Source organism: Pseudomonas sp. xss_4 (assembly GCF_043104125.1).
Classification (GTDB): domain Bacteria; phylum Pseudomonadota; class Gammaproteobacteria; order Pseudomonadales; family Pseudomonadaceae; genus Aquipseudomonas; species Aquipseudomonas parafulva_B.
The window spans coordinates 134,295-149,684 of sequence record NZ_JBICKJ010000093.1 but is presented as its reverse complement, the minus strand read 5'-3'; the positions used below and the strand labels follow the sequence as shown (position 1 = coordinate 149,684).

General features: G+C 63.5%; 16 protein-coding genes. 11 read left to right on the top strand and 5 right to left on the bottom strand.

Features of this window, described 5'->3' with window-relative positions; translation table 11 throughout:
- Positions 1-200: 200 nt before the first annotated feature.
- Positions 201-899 carry a pirin family protein gene (locus ACF8GB_RS21495; protein ID WP_058603303.1) on the top strand — a complete coding sequence of 233 codons (699 nt, stop codon included), beginning with the start codon at positions 201-203 and terminating at the stop codon, positions 897-899.
- A gap of 28 nt (positions 900-927) precedes the next feature.
- On the opposite strand, the gene ACF8GB_RS21490 is transcribed toward ACF8GB_RS21495, so the two are convergent.
- On the bottom strand, positions 928-1,419 hold the full coding sequence (locus ACF8GB_RS21490; RefSeq protein ID WP_058603304.1) for an isochorismatase family protein: 492 nt from the start codon (positions 1,417-1,419) through the stop codon (positions 928-930).
- A gap of 279 nt (positions 1,420-1,698) precedes the next feature.
- Between ACF8GB_RS21490 and mrdA the strand changes: the two genes are divergently transcribed.
- Complete coding sequence (mrdA, locus tag ACF8GB_RS21485; RefSeq protein WP_196185856.1) at positions 1,699-3,594, top strand: penicillin-binding protein 2; 1,896 nt, start codon at positions 1,699-1,701, stop codon at positions 3,592-3,594.
- 32 nt (positions 3,595-3,626) lie between these two features.
- Here the strand turns inward: mrdA and ACF8GB_RS21480 are convergent, their stop codons facing one another.
- Positions 3,627-4,253, bottom strand: a complete 627-nt coding sequence (locus ACF8GB_RS21480; protein ID WP_078478485.1) for a glutathione S-transferase family protein — start codon at positions 4,251-4,253, stop codon at positions 3,627-3,629.
- A 228-nt stretch (positions 4,254-4,481) separates the two neighbouring features.
- Here ACF8GB_RS21480 and ACF8GB_RS21475 point away from each other — a divergent pair, with 228 nt between their 5' ends.
- The 6 genes from ACF8GB_RS21475 (at position 4,482) to ACF8GB_RS21450 (ending at position 10,750) form a co-directional block, all read left to right on the top strand.
- Complete coding sequence (locus ACF8GB_RS21475; RefSeq protein WP_027915726.1) at positions 4,482-4,802, top strand: DUF2388 domain-containing protein; 321 nt, start codon at positions 4,482-4,484, stop codon at positions 4,800-4,802.
- Positions 4,803-4,921: 119 nt separating this feature from the next.
- Positions 4,922-6,421 (top strand): glycolate oxidase subunit GlcD, encoded by a 1,500-nt coding sequence (gene glcD, locus ACF8GB_RS21470; RefSeq protein ID WP_325942201.1) that lies wholly within the window; start codon positions 4,922-4,924, stop codon positions 6,419-6,421.
- The gene (gene glcE, locus ACF8GB_RS21465) at positions 6,421-7,476 is read left to right on the top strand and encodes a glycolate oxidase subunit GlcE (protein WP_196127357.1); all 1,056 of its coding nucleotides are present in this window, start codon (positions 6,421-6,423) and stop codon (positions 7,474-7,476) included. Before glcD ends, glcE begins: the two co-directional genes overlap by 1 nt.
- 9 nt (positions 7,477-7,485) lie before the next feature.
- A complete protein-coding gene (glcF, locus tag ACF8GB_RS21460; protein ID WP_145254924.1) occupies positions 7,486-8,736 on the top strand; it encodes a glycolate oxidase subunit GlcF in 1,251 nt (416 codons plus the stop codon).
- Positions 8,737-8,897: 161 nt separating this feature from the next.
- Positions 8,898-9,236 (top strand): hypothetical protein, encoded by a 339-nt coding sequence (locus ACF8GB_RS21455; RefSeq protein ID WP_058603310.1) that lies wholly within the window; start codon positions 8,898-8,900, stop codon positions 9,234-9,236.
- A gap of 80 nt (positions 9,237-9,316) precedes the next feature.
- A complete protein-coding gene (locus ACF8GB_RS21450; protein WP_392527617.1) occupies positions 9,317-10,750 on the top strand; it encodes a PLP-dependent aminotransferase family protein in 1,434 nt (477 codons plus the stop codon).
- Here ACF8GB_RS21450 and ACF8GB_RS21445 read toward each other — a convergent pair.
- Entirely contained in the window at positions 10,743-11,939 is a 1,197-nt protein-coding gene (locus ACF8GB_RS21445) for a CynX/NimT family MFS transporter (RefSeq protein ID WP_392527616.1), read from the bottom strand. The genes ACF8GB_RS21450 and ACF8GB_RS21445 overlap by 8 nt on opposite strands.
- Positions 11,936-12,394: a nucleoside deaminase gene (locus ACF8GB_RS21440; RefSeq protein ID WP_058603313.1), complete on the bottom strand. Its 459-nt coding sequence runs from the start codon at positions 12,392-12,394 to the stop codon at positions 11,936-11,938. The genes ACF8GB_RS21445 and ACF8GB_RS21440 overlap by 4 nt, the downstream gene beginning before the upstream one ends.
- A 193-nt stretch (positions 12,395-12,587) precedes the next feature.
- On the opposite strand from ACF8GB_RS21440, the gene ACF8GB_RS21435 reads away from it, so the two are divergent.
- Entirely contained in the window at positions 12,588-13,025 is a 438-nt protein-coding gene (locus ACF8GB_RS21435) for a carboxymuconolactone decarboxylase family protein (RefSeq protein ID WP_392527615.1), read from the top strand.
- Between the two features lie 268 nt (positions 13,026-13,293).
- Here the strand turns inward: ACF8GB_RS21435 and ACF8GB_RS21430 are convergent, their stop codons facing one another.
- Positions 13,294-13,755 (bottom strand): hypothetical protein, encoded by a 462-nt coding sequence (locus ACF8GB_RS21430; RefSeq protein ID WP_058603315.1) that lies wholly within the window; start codon positions 13,753-13,755, stop codon positions 13,294-13,296.
- 131 nt (positions 13,756-13,886) lie between these two features.
- Between ACF8GB_RS21430 and ACF8GB_RS21425 the strand changes: the two genes are divergently transcribed.
- A complete protein-coding gene (locus ACF8GB_RS21425; protein WP_058603316.1) occupies positions 13,887-14,378 on the top strand; it encodes a DUF1543 domain-containing protein in 492 nt (163 codons plus the stop codon).
- 35 nt (positions 14,379-14,413) lie between these two features.
- Complete coding sequence (locus ACF8GB_RS21420; protein ID WP_392527614.1) at positions 14,414-15,382, top strand: 5'-nucleotidase; 969 nt, start codon at positions 14,414-14,416, stop codon at positions 15,380-15,382.
- The last annotated feature ends 8 nt before the right edge of the window (positions 15,383-15,390 follow it).

Here is a 15,390-nt window from a genome sequence, read left to right as displayed (position 1 = left end):
AAAGCCAACGCAACCGCAACCGCAACGGCAACGGCAACGGCAACGGCAACGGCAACGGCAACGGCAACGGCAACGGCATTTTGGACGATAGCTTAGGGATATATCGATTAAAGCGATAAAATAGAGCCGATATTTACGCTTATTTTAGATGTTTCATAAGCGCATGATGGCCCTATTCCACCTTTTGAAGGAGTCCAATCATGCTTCAACTACGACCATTCAACACCCTGGGCGCCGCCAACCACGGCTGGCTCGATGCGCACCATCACTTCTCGTTCGCCGAGTACTACGACCCAGCCCGCATGCACTGGGGCAACCTGCGGGTCTGGAACGACGACATCATCGCCGCTGGCAGCGGGTTCCCACCCCACCCTCACCGGGACATGGAAATCATCACCTACGTGCGCGAAGGGGCCATTACCCATGAAGACAACCTGGGCAACAAGGGCCGGACCGAGGCTGGCGACGTGCAGGTGATGAGCGCCGGCACAGGCATCGCGCACAGTGAGTACAACCAAGAGGACAGCGAGGCGCGCATTTTCCAGATCTGGATCGTGCCCGAGCGCACTGGTGATGCACCGTCCTGGGGTACACGCCCGTTTCCCAAGGGTGAACGCGGCGAAGGCTTCGTGACCCTGGCCAGTGGCAGAGATGGCGATGAAGGCAGCCTGCCGATTCGTACCGATGCCCGCCTGGTCGCCGCAACGCTGCGCGCCGGAGAAACCGCCGAGTACCGGTTCGACCCCAAGCGGCGCGGTTACCTCGTCCCGGCCAAGGGCCGCATCGAGGTCAATGGGCTGCAGGCCAATGCCCGGGACGGCGTGGCCATCGCCGAAGAAACGTTGCTGCAGGTCACCGCCCTGGAAGACAGCGAGATCGTGCTGGTGGACGTCGCCTGAAACGCTGGCACTCAGCCGGGCCGATCCCTCAAGGATTGCCCGGCTGGGCCAGCTCAGCCAGCACTTCGGCGGACGTGATGACCTGGCGGAAATGATGCTCCCACAAGGCGATGCCCATCTTCGCCGAACGATCCAGCGAGGAGCCGACGGTCATGTCGGTCACCAGAGTCGGCATCAACCCAGCGTCGAACAGCGCGAAACCGGCTGCCAGCACACAGGTGTCGGTCTGCAAACCGCTCACCAGCACACGCTCCACCCCGAGACCGCGCAGGTACTCGATCATCTCTTTACCCGGTCCGTAACCATGCTTGATGAACACCCGATCGGCTTCGATCAGGCTTTCATCCTGGGCAGCCGGGTGCCAGCCCAATTGCCGCTCGAAAGGTGTCACTCGCTCATCGTGCAACTCGACCGAGGCGATGGTAGGTATGTTGGCCGAAAGCAGTCGCAGGCCGTCGACCAACCATTCCGGCGGGCTGAATGTGGACTGCACGTCCACGATGAGCAGGACCTGACGCATGAGCACCTTCCGTCATGAAAAAGCCATGGAGTATACCCGCCTGGGCCTGACAAGCGCGTTGAAGCCCAACCCGCTCATGCACGACGGTGCTCGGCCAGGCTGATGAACAAATCTTCATGCAGGCTTGAGCCCCGCAGGCTCGGGCGGCCTGGGCGCGGCCCACCTCACCGCGCTGCGCGGCGCCTTGAGGCGGGCATGCAGCTTGCGTAGCATCACTGCCCCACCCGGCACCAGCCCGTTACCAACGCCTGCCCGCCCAGCCTTCTACAGACAGAGCCCATGCCCCAACCGATCCCCCTCAAGGACCATGAAAAGGAAAAGCACCTGGTCAACCGCCGGCTCCTGGCCTGCGCTGCGCTGGTCTTCAGCCTGGTCGCCATCCTGATTGGTCGGTTGTATGTGCTGCAAATCATCCAGCATGACCAGCAAAGCGCCGTGTCGGAAAACAATCGCGTCCATGTGCTGCCGATCGCACCCGAGCGAGGCTTGATCTACGACCGCAATGGCACTGTGCTGGCCGACAACAAGCCCAGCTTCGACCTGACCATGACCCGTGAACGGACCGGCGGCGACAGCGCCAAGGTGCTCGACACCCTGACCCAGGTGCTGGGGCTCGATGACGAGGACCGCAAACAGTTCGACAAGGACCTGCGACGCGGGCGCAAACCCTTCGAGCCGGTCACCTTGATGGTGGGCTTGAGCGAAGAGCAGATTGCCTTGATTGCCGTCAACCAGTTCCGCCTGCCGGGCCTTGAGGTGGAGCCGCAATTCATTCGCGAATACCCGCTGGGCGAGCACTTCGCCCATTCGGTCGGCTACGTAGGCCGCATCAACGAAAAAGAGGCCAAGACCCTGGACAGCATCGAGTACCGGGGGACTCAGTCGATCGGCAAGACGGGCATCGAACGTTTCTATGAAAGTCAGTTGCACGGCCACGTAGGCTATGAGGAAGTCGAGACCAACGCCCAGGGCCGGGTGATGCGTGTGCTCAATCACAAGGCCCCCACGCCAGGCCAGGACATCGTGCTGACCCTCGATGCCCACCTGCAACTGGCGGCGGAAAAGGCCCTGGGCGAGCGCCGAGGCTCGGTGGTGGTGCTGGACCCGGCCAACGGCGATGTGCTGGCGATGGTCAGCAACCCGGGGTTCGATCCCAACCTGTTCGTCAAGGGCATCAGCTTCAAGCAGTACGCACAACTGCGCGACTCCATCGACCGCCCCCTGTTCAACCGCGTGCTGCGCGGGCTGTATGCCCCAGGGTCGACGGTCAAACCCGAAGTGGCCATTGCCGGGCTGGACAGCGGCGTGATCACGCCGGCCAACCGCGTGTTCGACCCGGGTTACTACGAGTTGCCCAACTACGATCACAAATACCGTAACTGGAACCGCAGCGGTGATGGCTGGGTGGACATGTACACCGCGATCATGCGTTCCAACGACACCTACTTCTACGACCTGGCGCACAAACTGGGTATCGAGCGCCTGCACGACTACATGGCCGAATTCGGTCTTGGCCAGAAGGTGTCGCTGGACATGTTCGAAGAAGCGGCCGGGCTGATGCCTTCGGCCGAATGGAAGCGCGCGACCCGCCGACAGCCCTGGTTCCCCGGTGAAACGTTGATTCTGGGTATTGGTCAGGGCTACATGCAGGTCACGCCATTGCAACTGGCGCAAGCCACCAGCCTGCTGGCCAGCAAAGGCGTATGGCATCGCCCGCACCTGGCGATGACCGTCGGTGGCGATGCGCCCATCGACCCTAACCCCATGCCCGATATCGTGCTGCACGACAAACGCGCCTGGGATCAGGTGAGCCAGGGTATGCAAATGGTCATGCACGACCCGCGCGGCATCGCGCGCGCTGCCGCCGCTGGCGCGCAATACCGCATTGCCGGCAAGAGCGGCACGGCCCAGGTGGTGGCCATCAAGCAAGGGGAACGCTACAACCGCAACAAGACCCTGGAACGACACCGTGACAACGCCTTGTTCGTCGGGTTCGCCCCGGCCGAGCACCCCAGCGTGGTCGTGGCGGTGATGATCGAAAACGGCGAAGCCGGTGGGCGGGTGGCAGGCCCGGTAGTGCGTGAGGTCATGGATGCCTACCTGCTGGACGAACAAGGTCATCTAAAGCCCGAATACGCCGGCAGCTCGGCGGGCAAGTCACCTGCCCACGGCTGAAAGCAAAGCCCGCAGGCGGTCAGGCCTTGCGTTCAGGGCGCAACGCGGGGCATCAGATCGTAAGGGTGCTGCCACCCCGGCAACGCCTGCAGTCGCGCTTTCCAGGCTTCGATGTGCGTGTACTGCTGCACGTTCATGCCGGTGTCCTCGGGCATGAACACATAACCGGCCAGCGACAAGTCGGCGATGGTCACCCGCGCGCCGACCATGAACGGTGTGCCGGCCAGGTGCGCATCGACGATGCGGTAGGCCGCGGCGGCTCGCTCGCGCAGGAACGTCGTCACCTCGGTTTCGCCCGTCTTCTTCAGGCACAACAAAAAGCGCAGCGCCGCGTAGTAGCTGGTGAACTTGTGGTTGTCGAACAGCATCCAGCGCCAGATCTCACGCCGCTCTTCTTCACTCTGGGGGCCGAACTGGCCTGTTTGTGCGCTCAAGTAGTCGAGGATCAACGCCGACTGGGTCAAGCAGGTGCCCCCATGCATCAGCACCGGCACCTCACCCTGCTCGTTCACCTCGTCGCGCCACATCGGGTCGCGGGTCTGGCCATTGAAGAAGTCCACGAACACCGGCTGCCAGTCCTGGCCGGTCAGTTCGAGCATCAGCGCAGCCTTGTAGGCATTGCCGGATTCGGCGAAACAATGCAGCGTGTACTCGGACATGGTGCAGCCCTCGGTGGCTGTTGGGGTAGGCCGCTGAGCAGAGCACACCGGTGGCGATGCGGTCAATCCGGGCCTGACGTCGATGTTGGCCAGGCCCGTTGACCCGCCCAACCCTGCCCCGCCTGAGCAGACCATCGGCTAACGCTTCGGTGAGGGAACTCCACCTGCATGCGTAGCCTCTCACCAATAGTGGTAATCCCCTGGGCTTCACCTATTGGAGAACACGACATGCGCCAACTTGCCCTCGTACCCGCACTGCTGCTTCTGTTGCCTGCCGGCGCTGCCATGGCCCGCGTCGACGGCCGCGACATTGCCACTTCGGCCGGTGTCTCGGCTTCGCTGTACTCAACGTTCAAGGATGACAAACGCATCATTCCTGCCCGTGACGAGCTGTCTGCGTTCGTCGCCAGCGGTGGTGCCATTCGTGGTGCCTACGTGGAAGCTGCCTTGCAGCAAGCACGCAAGGACCACCCCGGCCTGCAAGTCAACGATGAAGAACTCGCTCGCGCCATCCTCTCCCAGGACGACCCTCTGGTCGCCCAGCAATGACTGCCGCCGGCGTTGGCCCTCGTTGTGGCCAGCGCCGGTCGTAGCCCGCCCCGCAAGCCCTAAGTCCAGACTGGGGCTACACTCGTCATGACCCTATAAGAACAACGCATCCAAGTGAGATGACGATGCTGTATGACGAACACGTCGACGGCGCGCTGCCGACAGTTGATCGCGAGCTTTTGGTTCAGTCCCTGCGCGAGGCACTGCCTGACCTTCAGGTGCTCCACCGCGATGAAGACCTCAAGCCGTATGAATGCGACGGCCTGGCGGCGTACCGTACGGTGCCGCTGCTGGTGGTGTTACCCGAGCGCGTAGACCAGGTGCAGCGTGTGCTGCAGCTTTGCCACCGGCTCACCGTACCGGTCGTGGCTCGCGGCGCCGGGACCGGGCTGTCTGGCGGTGCCATGCCCTTGGCCAAAGGCGTGTTGCTGGTGATGGCGCGGCTCAATCGTATTCTCGAAGTCAGCCCCCAAGGCCGCTTCGCCCGGGTCCAGCCGGGCGTTCGCAACTTGGCCATTTCCCAGGCCGCCGCCCCTTACGGGTTGTACTACGCCCCCGACCCTTCATCGCAGATCGCCTGCACCATCGGTGGCAATGTCGCTGAAAACGCAGGCGGCGTGCATTGCCTGAAGTACGGTCTGACCGTGCACAACATCCTCAAACTGGAAGTGCTTACCGTGGAAGGTGAACGGCTGACCCTGGGTAGCGATGCGCTCGACAGCCCTGGGTTCGACCTTCTAGCACTGTTCACCGGCTCCGAAGGCATGCTGGGGATCGTCACCGAGGTGACCGTGCGGCTGCTACCCAAGCCACCCGTGGCACGGGTTCTGCTTGCCAGCTTCGACCGGGTCGAGGACGCCGCGCGGTCCGTTGCCCACATCATTGCCGCCGGCATCATTCCCGGGGGCCTGGAAATGATGGATAACCTGGCCATTCGGGCGGCCGAGAGCTTCATCCATGCCGGGTACCCAGTGGAGGCAGCCGCCATCCTCTTGTGTGAACTCGACGGGGTCGAGGCCGATGTGCACGAAGACTGCGAACGGGTGGCCACACTGTTCACCCAGGCCGGTGCCAGCGAGGTGCGGCTGGCGTGTGACGAGGCGCAGCGTGCACGGTTCTGGGCAGGACGCAAGAATGCCTTCCCTGCCGTCGGCCGCTTGTCCCCGGACTACTACTGCATGGACGGTACGATTCCGCGGCGTGAGCTGCCCCGCGTGCTGGTGCGGATTAGTGAAATGGCGCGCGAGCATAGGCTGCGGGTGGCCAATGTGTTCCATGCAGGTGACGGCAATATGCACCCGCTGATCCTGTTCGACGCCAACCAGCCTGGCGAGCTGGAGCGGGCCGAGTCCCTGGGTGGAAAAATCCTGGAGCTGTGCGTGGCCGTTGGTGGGAGCATCACCGGGGAGCATGGGGTCGGCCGGGAGAAGATCAACCAGATGTGCGCCCAGTTCACCCATGACGAGCTGCGGGTGTTTCACGCCGTCAAGGCTGCATTCGACCCGCAGAGCTTGCTCAACCCTGGCAAGAACATTCCCACGCTGCACCGCTGCGCCGAATTCGGTGCGCTGCACGTGCACCATGGGCAGTTGCCCTTCCCTGCGCTGGAGCGGTTTTGATGGGCACGGACCAGGATGCAAGCCAGGCGTTGCTCGAGCAGGTTCGCCAGGCGCTGGATGCTGGTACGCCCTTGCGCATCCAGGGCAGTGGCAGCAAGGCCATGATCGGCCATGCCGTCAACGGGCAAGTGCTCGATACACGCGGCCATCGCGGCATCGTCAGTTACGACCCCACGGAGCTGGTGCTGACGGCTCGCGCCGGTACGCCGTTGCGCGACATCGAGGCGGCGTTGCAGGAAAACGGTCAGATGCTGGCTTGCGAGCCACCGCACCTGGGCCCGGGTGCCACCTTGGGCGGCATGGTGGCGGCTGGCTTGTCCGGGCCCAGGCGGCCCTGGTCAGGATCGGTCCGTGACTTCGTGCTGGGCACCCAGGTAATCACAGGCCAGGGCAGCGTGCTGCGCTTCGGTGGCCAAGTGATGAAAAACGTGGCCGGGTATGACCTTTCACGGTTGCTGGCAGGCAGTTTCGGCTGCCTGGGTGTGCTGACCGAGGTGTCGCTTAAAGTCCTGCCCGTGCCGCGGCACTGCGTAAGCCTGCGCCTTGGAATGGATCGGAGCCAGGCCTTGGCCGCGCTCACGCGCTGGAGCTCGGAACCACTGCCGCTCAGTGGTGCCTGCCACGATGGACAAGCATTGTTCGTGCGCCTGGAAGGTGGCGAGGGTTCGGTAGCGTCGGCCCGCCAGCGCCTGGGGGGCGAGTACGTGGACGGCGAGTTCTGGACGCAACTGCGTGAGCAGCGCCTGGCATTCTTCACCCAGGGCAGCGAGCCCTTGTGGCGTGTGTCGGTACCCCTCGCAACAGGGGAACTGCACCTGCCGGGACGCCAATGGCTGGACTGGGCAGGCGCCCAGCGCTGGCTGCGGACAGACGCCCCAGCCCATGTCATTCACCGCATCGCCGAACAGGCGGGTGGCCACGCGCTGTGCCTCACCCCAGGCCAGGCCCCCTACCCGCCCTTGTCAGAGCCGCTGATGCGCTACCACCGGAGCCTCAAGGCCCAACTGGACCCCAAGCGCATCTTCAATCCTGGCCGTCTGTACCCGGACCTCTGAGGGCAGCCCATGCAGACCAACCTGAGTGACAGCGCACGCACACTCGAGCGCGCCGAGGAGGCAGAACGCATCCTGCGCGCGTGCGTACACTGCGGCTTCTGCACAGCGACCTGCCCCACCTACCAGCTGCTTGGCGATGAGCTCGATGGCCCGCGCGGGCGCATCTACCTGATCAAGCAGGTGCTCGAAGGCCAGCCCGCCACTACCAGTACTCAATCTCATCTGGACCGATGCCTGTCGTGCCGCAGCTGCGAAACCACTTGCCCGTCGGGTGTGCGTTACCACGACCTGCTGGACATTGGCCGGGCCGTCGTGGAGCAGCAGGTGCCACGACCACTGGGCCAGCGCCTGTTACGTCACGGCCTGCGCTTTGCGATGGTGCGCCCCGCCGTTTTCAAGGCCCTGCTGCGAACTGGCCAAGCCCTGCGCCCCTGGCTACCGGCGCAGGCCCAGCAAAAGGTGCATTTGCAAAAGGCGGCTGACCTGATGCGCCCGGCGGTGCGCCATCCGCGGCGTGTCCTGATGCTCGAGGGGTGTGTGCAACCGGCATTGTCACCGGCGACCAACGCCGCGGCGGCGCGCCTGCTCGATCGCCTCGGTATCAGCGTGACCCCTGCACCGGCCGAGGGTTGCTGTGGAGCAGTGGACTACCACCTCAACGCCCAAGCGCAAGGTTTGCAGCGCGCACGGCGGCGCATCGATGCCTGGTGGCCAGCCGTTGAGGCGGGCGTCGAGGCTATCGTGATCCCAGCAAGCGGCTGCGCCGCGTTCGTGCGCGAGTATGCTCACCTGTTGGCTGCTGACCCGGCCTATGCAGCCAAGGCGGCGCGGGTCAGCAGCCTGTGCCGTGACTTGGTGGAAGTCCTGGGGGATGCGCCCGTCGAGCAGCTGGCGGTGCCCGCCGGACGGCGCCTGGCGTTTCACTGTCCGTGCACTCTGCAACATGCCTTGAAACTGGGTGGCGCTGTGGAAGCGCTATTGATCCGGCTGGGGTTTACCCTGACTCCGGTCACCGATGCCCACCTGTGCTGTGGCTCGGCAGGCACCTATTCGCTGACCCAGCCAGGGTTGTCCAGGCAGCTGCGCGACAACCGGCTGGACGCCCTGGAACGCGGGCAACCGGACGAGATAGCCACCGCCAACATCGGCTGCCAGGTGCATTTGAATGGCGCCGGGCGCACCGCGGTTCGGCACTGGGTGGAGATCGTCGAAGAGGCGCTCAGGCACGCAGAAGAGCGCGCCGGGGCGAACGAGGGATAGGCGTCCCCTGCCGCCTTGTGCATCTCGTCCTTGGTAAGCTTCATCGTCGCCCATTTACTTGATTGGGATTTTTCACCGGCCAACCTAGGAACCGTCCTACTTGTCGCATGGCAGAGCAGAAAACATGATCGACGCAGTCGCCCCCACACAGGACGCTGCGCATGCTCGCCAACCCGCACCTTCTTGCCGAACTGCGCAGCCACCTGCGCGAACTGCTCACCCATGACCTGGCCAACCCAGACCAGGACCCTCATCTGTCTGGCGTCATGTTCTTCTGCGTCACCGACGAGCCATCCAGGCAACTGATCGAGCGAATCGAACTGCTCGCCAGCGAAGCGTTTTTCGATGCTCGGGGCCGGGCCATCACCCATCACATGAAGGCCGCCGTCGTGGAAGGGGTTCAGATCAAGCGCTGCCGTAGCGCCCCTGCCGACGAAACCCGCATCCGCATCATTCTCTCGGGCAAAGGCTACATCACGGTGAGCATGGCCAGGGCCTAAGCAGTCTTGCTGCGGCGTGAGCAGGCACCCCGCCGTACGCAATCCGCTATCCTGAGCGCTCTCTTGCTTTGGAATGCTCCATGGAACTGCATATTCGCCTGGAGGGCCGCAAAGGCTTGGCTGCCCAGCTCTACGCGCAGTTGCGCGCGGGCATCGAATGCGGTCACCTGGCGGCTGGCAGCCAGTTGCCGCCCAGCCGCTTGCTGGCCGAGCAATTGGGAGTGTCGCGCAAGACCGTCGCGGACGCCTATGCACGCCTCACCCAGGACAACTTGCTGAGCGCGGTAGTCGGCCGGGGTACGTTCATCAATACGCTTGCACCCAAGCGCAGCGCGCCGCCAAGCGCCTTGACCCTTGCCGGCGATGCGTCGCTCAGGCGCTGGCAATCCCGCGCCACCGTACTGGGCCAACGTCAAGCGCAATTGGGGGTGCGTTATGACTTCATCGGCGGTGTGGCGAGCAAGGCGCTATTCCCGTTCGACCTGTGGCGCAGCTGCCTGAACTACGCCGTGCGGCGAAGCCAGCATCATCCACAGCGGCATTTCCCAGCCCAGGGCCTTGCGGAACTGCGCGAGGTCATCGCCCACCACATCGCCTACGCCCGGGGCGTGCACTGCACGGCTGACGATATACTTGTGTGCAACGGCGCCCAGCAGGCCCTGGACCTGATCGCCAGGGTGCTGGTGGAGCCTGGCTGCAAGGTCGCCATGGAGGACCCGGGGTATCCGCCGGCACGGCAGTTGTTCCTGGCCTTGGGCGCCCAGCTGCAGGGGGTGCCGGTGGATGAAGAAGGTTTGTGCGTTGACCAGATTGCCGAGGGCACGCGGCTGATCTATGTCACGCCTTCGCACCAGTTCCCATTGGGCATGCCGATGGGCGAGACACGCCGGCGAGCGCTGCTGGCCCGGGCAGCCGCGTTGGGTGCGCTGATCATCGAGGACGACTACGACTGCGAATTCCGCTATCTGGGGCCTAGGGCCGATGCGCTGCAACGCCTGGACACCCAGGGCCTTGTGGCTTACGTCGGCACGTTCTCCAAGACCCTGCTCCCGGAGTTGCGCCTGGGTTATGCCGTTTTGCCAGAAGCCGTGCTCAAGGCCAGTTGCGTGGCCAAGCAATTGAGCGACTGGCACAGCCCGACCCTGCTGCAGTGGGCCCTGGCCCGCTTCGTGGAACAGGGGCATCTGAACCGGCACATCCGCCGTTGCCATGAGGTATACAGCGCGCGTCGCGATCGCGTGTTGCAGCGTCTGGACGACGACCTTGCCCCTTGGCTCAGGGCCATTCCCGCCGAGGCGGGGTTTCATCTAAGTGCCTTGGCGCAAACGGGGCTCGACGTGGAGCACCTGGTCGAACAGGCACGCAAGGTCGACCTGGGCATTTACTCGCTCGCCCCGTTCTTCAATGAAACGCCAGTGCGTCCGGGGCTGTTGATGGGCTTTGGTGCCATTGAAATGCTCGACATCGACCCAGCATTCGACCGACTGCGCGATACCCTGCGGCGGATCAGCTGAGGGCATCGATGTTATCGACCGGGACGGGTCGAGCTAGCGCCTTCGCGTAGCTCTGCGGGCTGAAGGCTATCGTCACCAGCAGCATCGTCAACACGCTGGCCGTGAGCACGGTCCACGCGCCTTGAAAATCACCGTCGAGCGCACGCAGCCACCCGATGATGTACGGCACACAGCCGGTGATGATGAAGCCGATACCCTGGACGAATCCCGCCAGGCCGCCGGCTTCGGCTGGCGTAGGAAGATGTTCGAGGGTCAGGGTCAGGCTTTGGCTGAAACAGGCGCCCAGCCCGAACCCGATCAACGCTACCCAAAGCCCTGGTGCGGCGGTGGGTGCCATCAGTAACCCCATGAACCCTACCAGTTGAATCGACAGCGCCAGCGCAAGGCCTGGGCGCCGATCCACCCAGCGCCTGAGCAGCAGCGGCAGGCCCAATGCGCCCAGTACCTGGAATAGGGTCATCAGCCCCACCAGGTCGGCGCCTCCCTGTGCGCTGCCTCCCTGCTCCAGATAAAACGCTGGCAGCCAGGCGACCATGCTGGTGTAGCCGCCATTGATCAAACCGAAGTACACGGCCAGCAACCAGGCCCGTCGGTGGCCAAACCAGTGCCCGCCGTTTGCTTTTAACACGAGGGGCTGTATGTTGCGTGGCCGCAGGATGAGCCATGCCAGCATGGCAAGCATCGCCGGTGCGGCCCAGGCCCCCAGGCCCAGTTGCCATTGCCCGGAATACTCAGCCAGGTGCGGGCCCAGCACAGCAGCCAGCCCGCCGCCGCTCATCAAGGCAGCCGAGTACAGGCCCATTGCGCCAGCAAGGCGCCCCGGAAACCAGCGATTGACCAACCCTGGCATCATGCCCTGCACCACCGCCACGCCCACGCCGGCAAGCACGGCGCTGGCAACCAGTGCCCAGGCACTTTGAAGTTGCAACCGCCACAAGCACGCCAGCGCGATGGCCGCCAAACCACCGAGCATGCCGGCGTGTTCGCTCAGCCATCGGCGTGACCAAGGGTGCAGTAATGGAACCGCTCCCATGCACAACACCGGCAGCGCCGTCAGCAATGCCGCTTGCTGATAACCCAGGCCGGTACTGATGCGCATTGGCTCGAGCAAAGGGCCGATGCTGGTCAGGATGGGGCGCAGGTTCAAGGCCAGCAGCACGACCAGCATCGCTCTCCAGACTACTGTCATTGATCGTTGGCCTGTTGCCACTGAGCGTACAGCCCGCTTTCGTCGTCGGGCTTGAAGGCGCGCAGCGGCAATGACTGCTGCTGGGGCGCACGCGTCATCTGCGCGTACAAGTCAGCGGTGGACAGCCCGTAAGGCTGGCCTTCGTCGTTGTCATAGGCGAACCAGGCCTGGCTGATACCGCACAGGTGCATGGCCGCCAGGCACATGGGGCATGGGTGGCCGCTGGCATACACCTGGGCGCCGTCAAGACGGGCGCGCCCCAGCGCCTGGCTGGCCTGGCGGATGACTTGCATCTCGGCATGGGTGGTCGGGTCTTGTGAGCGGTGTATCTCATTGACACCGCGCGCCACAACCTGGCCTTGGTACACCAGGACGGCACCGAACGGCCGACCTCCGGCTGCGATGTTGGCGCGTGCCAGTTCGAGGGCCTCGCGCATGAAACGGACTTCTGGCATGGCTCGATCTCCTTGGATGGGACGGGTCATTATCCTGAGTCGGTGGCAGTGGCAGAAATGAAGAGATTGGATGCCTGTCAGTGGGGATGCGAATGGCAGGATTGGCCTCCCCGAAGATGAGCGGATTGGCTATCGGACGTATCGGTGCCCGAGGGTATCGTGACGCCACCCTAAAGCGTTTCTGGAGAGCGCCATGCAATACCGCATCGACTGGTCGAAACAAGCCCCTGACGCCTACAAGGCCATGGCAGCCCTGGAGCAGGCGCTGACCCGCACGGGCCTTGAGCACGATCTGCTTGAACTGGTGCGCTTACGCGCCTCGCAGATCAATGGCTGCGCGTACTGCGTCAATCTGCATGCCAACGACGCGCGCAAGGCCGGCGAGCGCGAGGCGCGCCTGCAGACGTTGTGTGTGTGGCGGGAGACGACCTACTTCACGGGGCGTGAACGAGCGGCGCTGGCCTGGGTTGAGAGCCTGACCCGGCTGGCCGATTGTGGCGCCCCGCAGGGGGAGTATGAGGCATTGCTGGAGCACTTCGAGCCAGCCGAGGTGGTGAATCTCACGTTGGCTATCGCGACCATCAACGCGTGGAATCGGTTTGGTGTGGGGTTTGCCATGGTGGCGGGTTGAGGGGGTCTGGGAGAGGCTGGTGTTTAATTCAGTCTTTCTCTGATTGGAGCATCAACATTTAGCTATGCCCTGTGATGAATCGAGGCACATCCCTCGAAGGCTACTCTATACCGGTGGGAGCGGCCTCGCCGGGGCGCCGGACCGGCGAGGCCGCTCCCACACAGGGGGGCGCAGTCCCTTAGATGCGGTGAAAGACAGTTGCTTCTACAATGGTCGTGCGAGGTCTGGGGGGGCGGTATCACACTTGAGCTGCGAACATGCCACCGCATCACCCCCCTGCCACTCGCCCAGCCATCTTCACCAACGCCTGCCTCAAACTGGGCAAATCACTGTACCGCTGCTCGGCCATTACTTTGCCGTCCTGAACCTCCAGCCATTGCACCGATTCGCGGTCCCCGCCGTAGCCCTTGGCCACCTCCCCGTCCCGATCCAGCAAGATCCGGTAATTGGCCGAGCGCATGGCAGGTACCATCACCGCTGCCACCATGCTGGGCATCTTCTCGATGTCTGCGACAAAGACCACGCCCCGCGCTTCAAGATAGCCCTCTGGCGTGTGCTCGACCGCATTGTTGACCAACCGTGCAGTGGCCATGCTGCGCGCAACCATGACCACGCGGGTCTTGTCGTCCAACGTGAATGCCTGGTCGAACTGGTCATTCAAGGTCCAGTGCTCGGCGGCTTGCACCAGGGGTGCACAGAGCATCGCCAGGAACAGAAAAGGAGTGCGCATCTTGCTATCTCGCAGTCAAAGGTTCGCCCACACTAGCCGTCTTGTGCTCAGGCGCCAAGCACTGCGCTTGAAGCCGCCTGCGGATGCTGCAAAATGACGCCCTGCGATGACCGGTTCAACAAGGAAACCTCATGCTTTATATCGTCATGCTGGGGGGACGCCATGCAGGGGCCAAGATCGAGGTCCACGACATGGTGTTCGCCCAGGCCCCCAGCTTGCAACAGGCCTACCCGCAGCTGCGCGACGCATGGTTCGGCAGCCAGCAGGGGCTGCACATCGATGCCTGGCTGGAAGTCGACGGCGTGGATGGCATGCGGGTGGAGTTGCACCCCCACCCGGCAAAACGTGGTGCGCTGCGCCTGTACTTCATCAACCTGGGCGGCTACGAACGCGGCGTGTTCGGCGAAGCGCACCGCTACGTGCTGGTCAGCGCCCGCAACAAGGCCGATGCCAAGGCATTGGGCAAGCAACACATGCAAACCGGCTGGCTCAAGCCGCATACCGATGCCGTGCTGAGCGTGGACGACTGCCTGGCGATCGACTGCGTAGACGGGTTGTACGTGCACCTGGTCGAAGGGCCGCACAAACCTGTCGTTTCGCGTAACGATTATATTCCCCTCTGACTTTGCGCCTCTGCCGGGGCCCTAGGGAGTCTCCCATGCCTTACCCCATCGAACAGAAACTGGTGATTGGCGTTGCCTCCAGTGCGCTGTTCGACCTGACCGTCTCGGACGACATCTACACCCAGGACGGCGTCGAAGCGTACCGGCGGCACCAGGAACAGAATCTGGATGAGCCTTTCCCCAAAGGCGTGGCGTTTCCGTTTATCCGTCGTTTTTTGCGTATCAACCAGGCATTCCCGGAGCAGCTGCCCGTCGAGGTGGTGTTGCTATCGCGTAATTCGCCAGAAACAGGCCTGCGGGTATTTCGCTCGATCAACCACTACGGCCTGGACATCACCCGCGCCGCGTTCATGTCCGGCCGCTCTCCATACGAGTACATACCAGCGTTCAACGCATCGCTGTTTCTAAGCGCTAACGAAGAGGACGTACAGAAAGCCATCGACGCCAATTACCCCGCAGGCCGTGTTCTGCCGACCCGCATCTACGATGACGAAATCGATACCGAGCTGCGCGTGGCGTTCGACTTCGATGGCGTGATCGCCGACGACGAAGCCGAAAGCGTCTACAAGCGTGGCAACAGCCTGGATGAGTTCCAGGCCCACGAGCAGGCACACCAGCGCGTTCCCCACACACCTGGGCCCCTGGCCGACCTGTACCGCAAACTGTCGCTGATTCGCACCCTCGAAGACCGCAAGCTCGAAGATGACCCCCACTACAAGCGCATCCTGCGTATCGCCATCGTGACGGCGCGCAATGCACCTTCCCATGAGCGGGTGGTGACGACCCTAAAAGATTGGGGCGTATCGCCCGACGAGTGTTTCTTTCTGGGTGGCATGGAGAAACCGCGCGTCTTGTCGATTCTCAAGCCCCACGTCTTCTTTGATGACCAGCGCAGCCACCTGCACTCGCCTGCGGGCGATTTGCCGATGGTGCACGTGCCGTTTGGGGGGGCGAACCGGATACCGACGGCTGAACCTCATGTCGATGGAAATTCGGATGACTAAGGCGGTCT

Coding starts and splice junctions, on each gene's coding strand:
- ACF8GB_RS21425 (WP_058603316.1), top strand. CDS start 13,887: ATGCTTTATATCGTCATGCTGGGGGGACGCCATGCAGGGGCCAAGATC.
- ACF8GB_RS21435 (WP_392527615.1), top strand. CDS start 12,588: ATGCAATACCGCATCGACTGGTCGAAACAAGCCCCTGACGCCTACAAG.
- ACF8GB_RS21440 (WP_058603313.1), bottom strand. CDS start 12,394: ATGCCAGAAGTCCGTTTCATGCGCGAGGCCCTCGAACTGGCACGCGCC.
- ACF8GB_RS21475 (WP_027915726.1), top strand. CDS start 4,482: ATGCGCCAACTTGCCCTCGTACCCGCACTGCTGCTTCTGTTGCCTGCC.
- ACF8GB_RS21430 (WP_058603315.1), bottom strand. CDS start 13,755: ATGCGCACTCCTTTTCTGTTCCTGGCGATGCTCTGTGCACCCCTGGTG.
- glcF (WP_145254924.1), top strand. CDS start 7,486: ATGCAGACCAACCTGAGTGACAGCGCACGCACACTCGAGCGCGCCGAG.
- glcE (WP_196127357.1), top strand. CDS start 6,421: ATGGGCACGGACCAGGATGCAAGCCAGGCGTTGCTCGAGCAGGTTCGC.
- mrdA (WP_196185856.1), top strand. CDS start 1,699: ATGCCCCAACCGATCCCCCTCAAGGACCATGAAAAGGAAAAGCACCTG.
- ACF8GB_RS21490 (WP_058603304.1), bottom strand. CDS start 1,419: ATGCGTCAGGTCCTGCTCATCGTGGACGTGCAGTCCACATTCAGCCCG.
- ACF8GB_RS21480 (WP_078478485.1), bottom strand. CDS start 4,253: ATGTCCGAGTACACGCTGCATTGTTTCGCCGAATCCGGCAATGCCTAC.
- ACF8GB_RS21445 (WP_392527616.1), bottom strand. CDS start 11,939: ATGACAGTAGTCTGGAGAGCGATGCTGGTCGTGCTGCTGGCCTTGAAC.
- ACF8GB_RS21455 (WP_058603310.1), top strand. CDS start 8,898: ATGCTCGCCAACCCGCACCTTCTTGCCGAACTGCGCAGCCACCTGCGC.
- glcD (WP_325942201.1), top strand. CDS start 4,922: ATGACGATGCTGTATGACGAACACGTCGACGGCGCGCTGCCGACAGTT.
- ACF8GB_RS21450 (WP_392527617.1), top strand. CDS start 9,317: ATGGAACTGCATATTCGCCTGGAGGGCCGCAAAGGCTTGGCTGCCCAG.
- ACF8GB_RS21420 (WP_392527614.1), top strand. CDS start 14,414: ATGCCTTACCCCATCGAACAGAAACTGGTGATTGGCGTTGCCTCCAGT.
- ACF8GB_RS21495 (WP_058603303.1), top strand. CDS start 201: ATGCTTCAACTACGACCATTCAACACCCTGGGCGCCGCCAACCACGGC.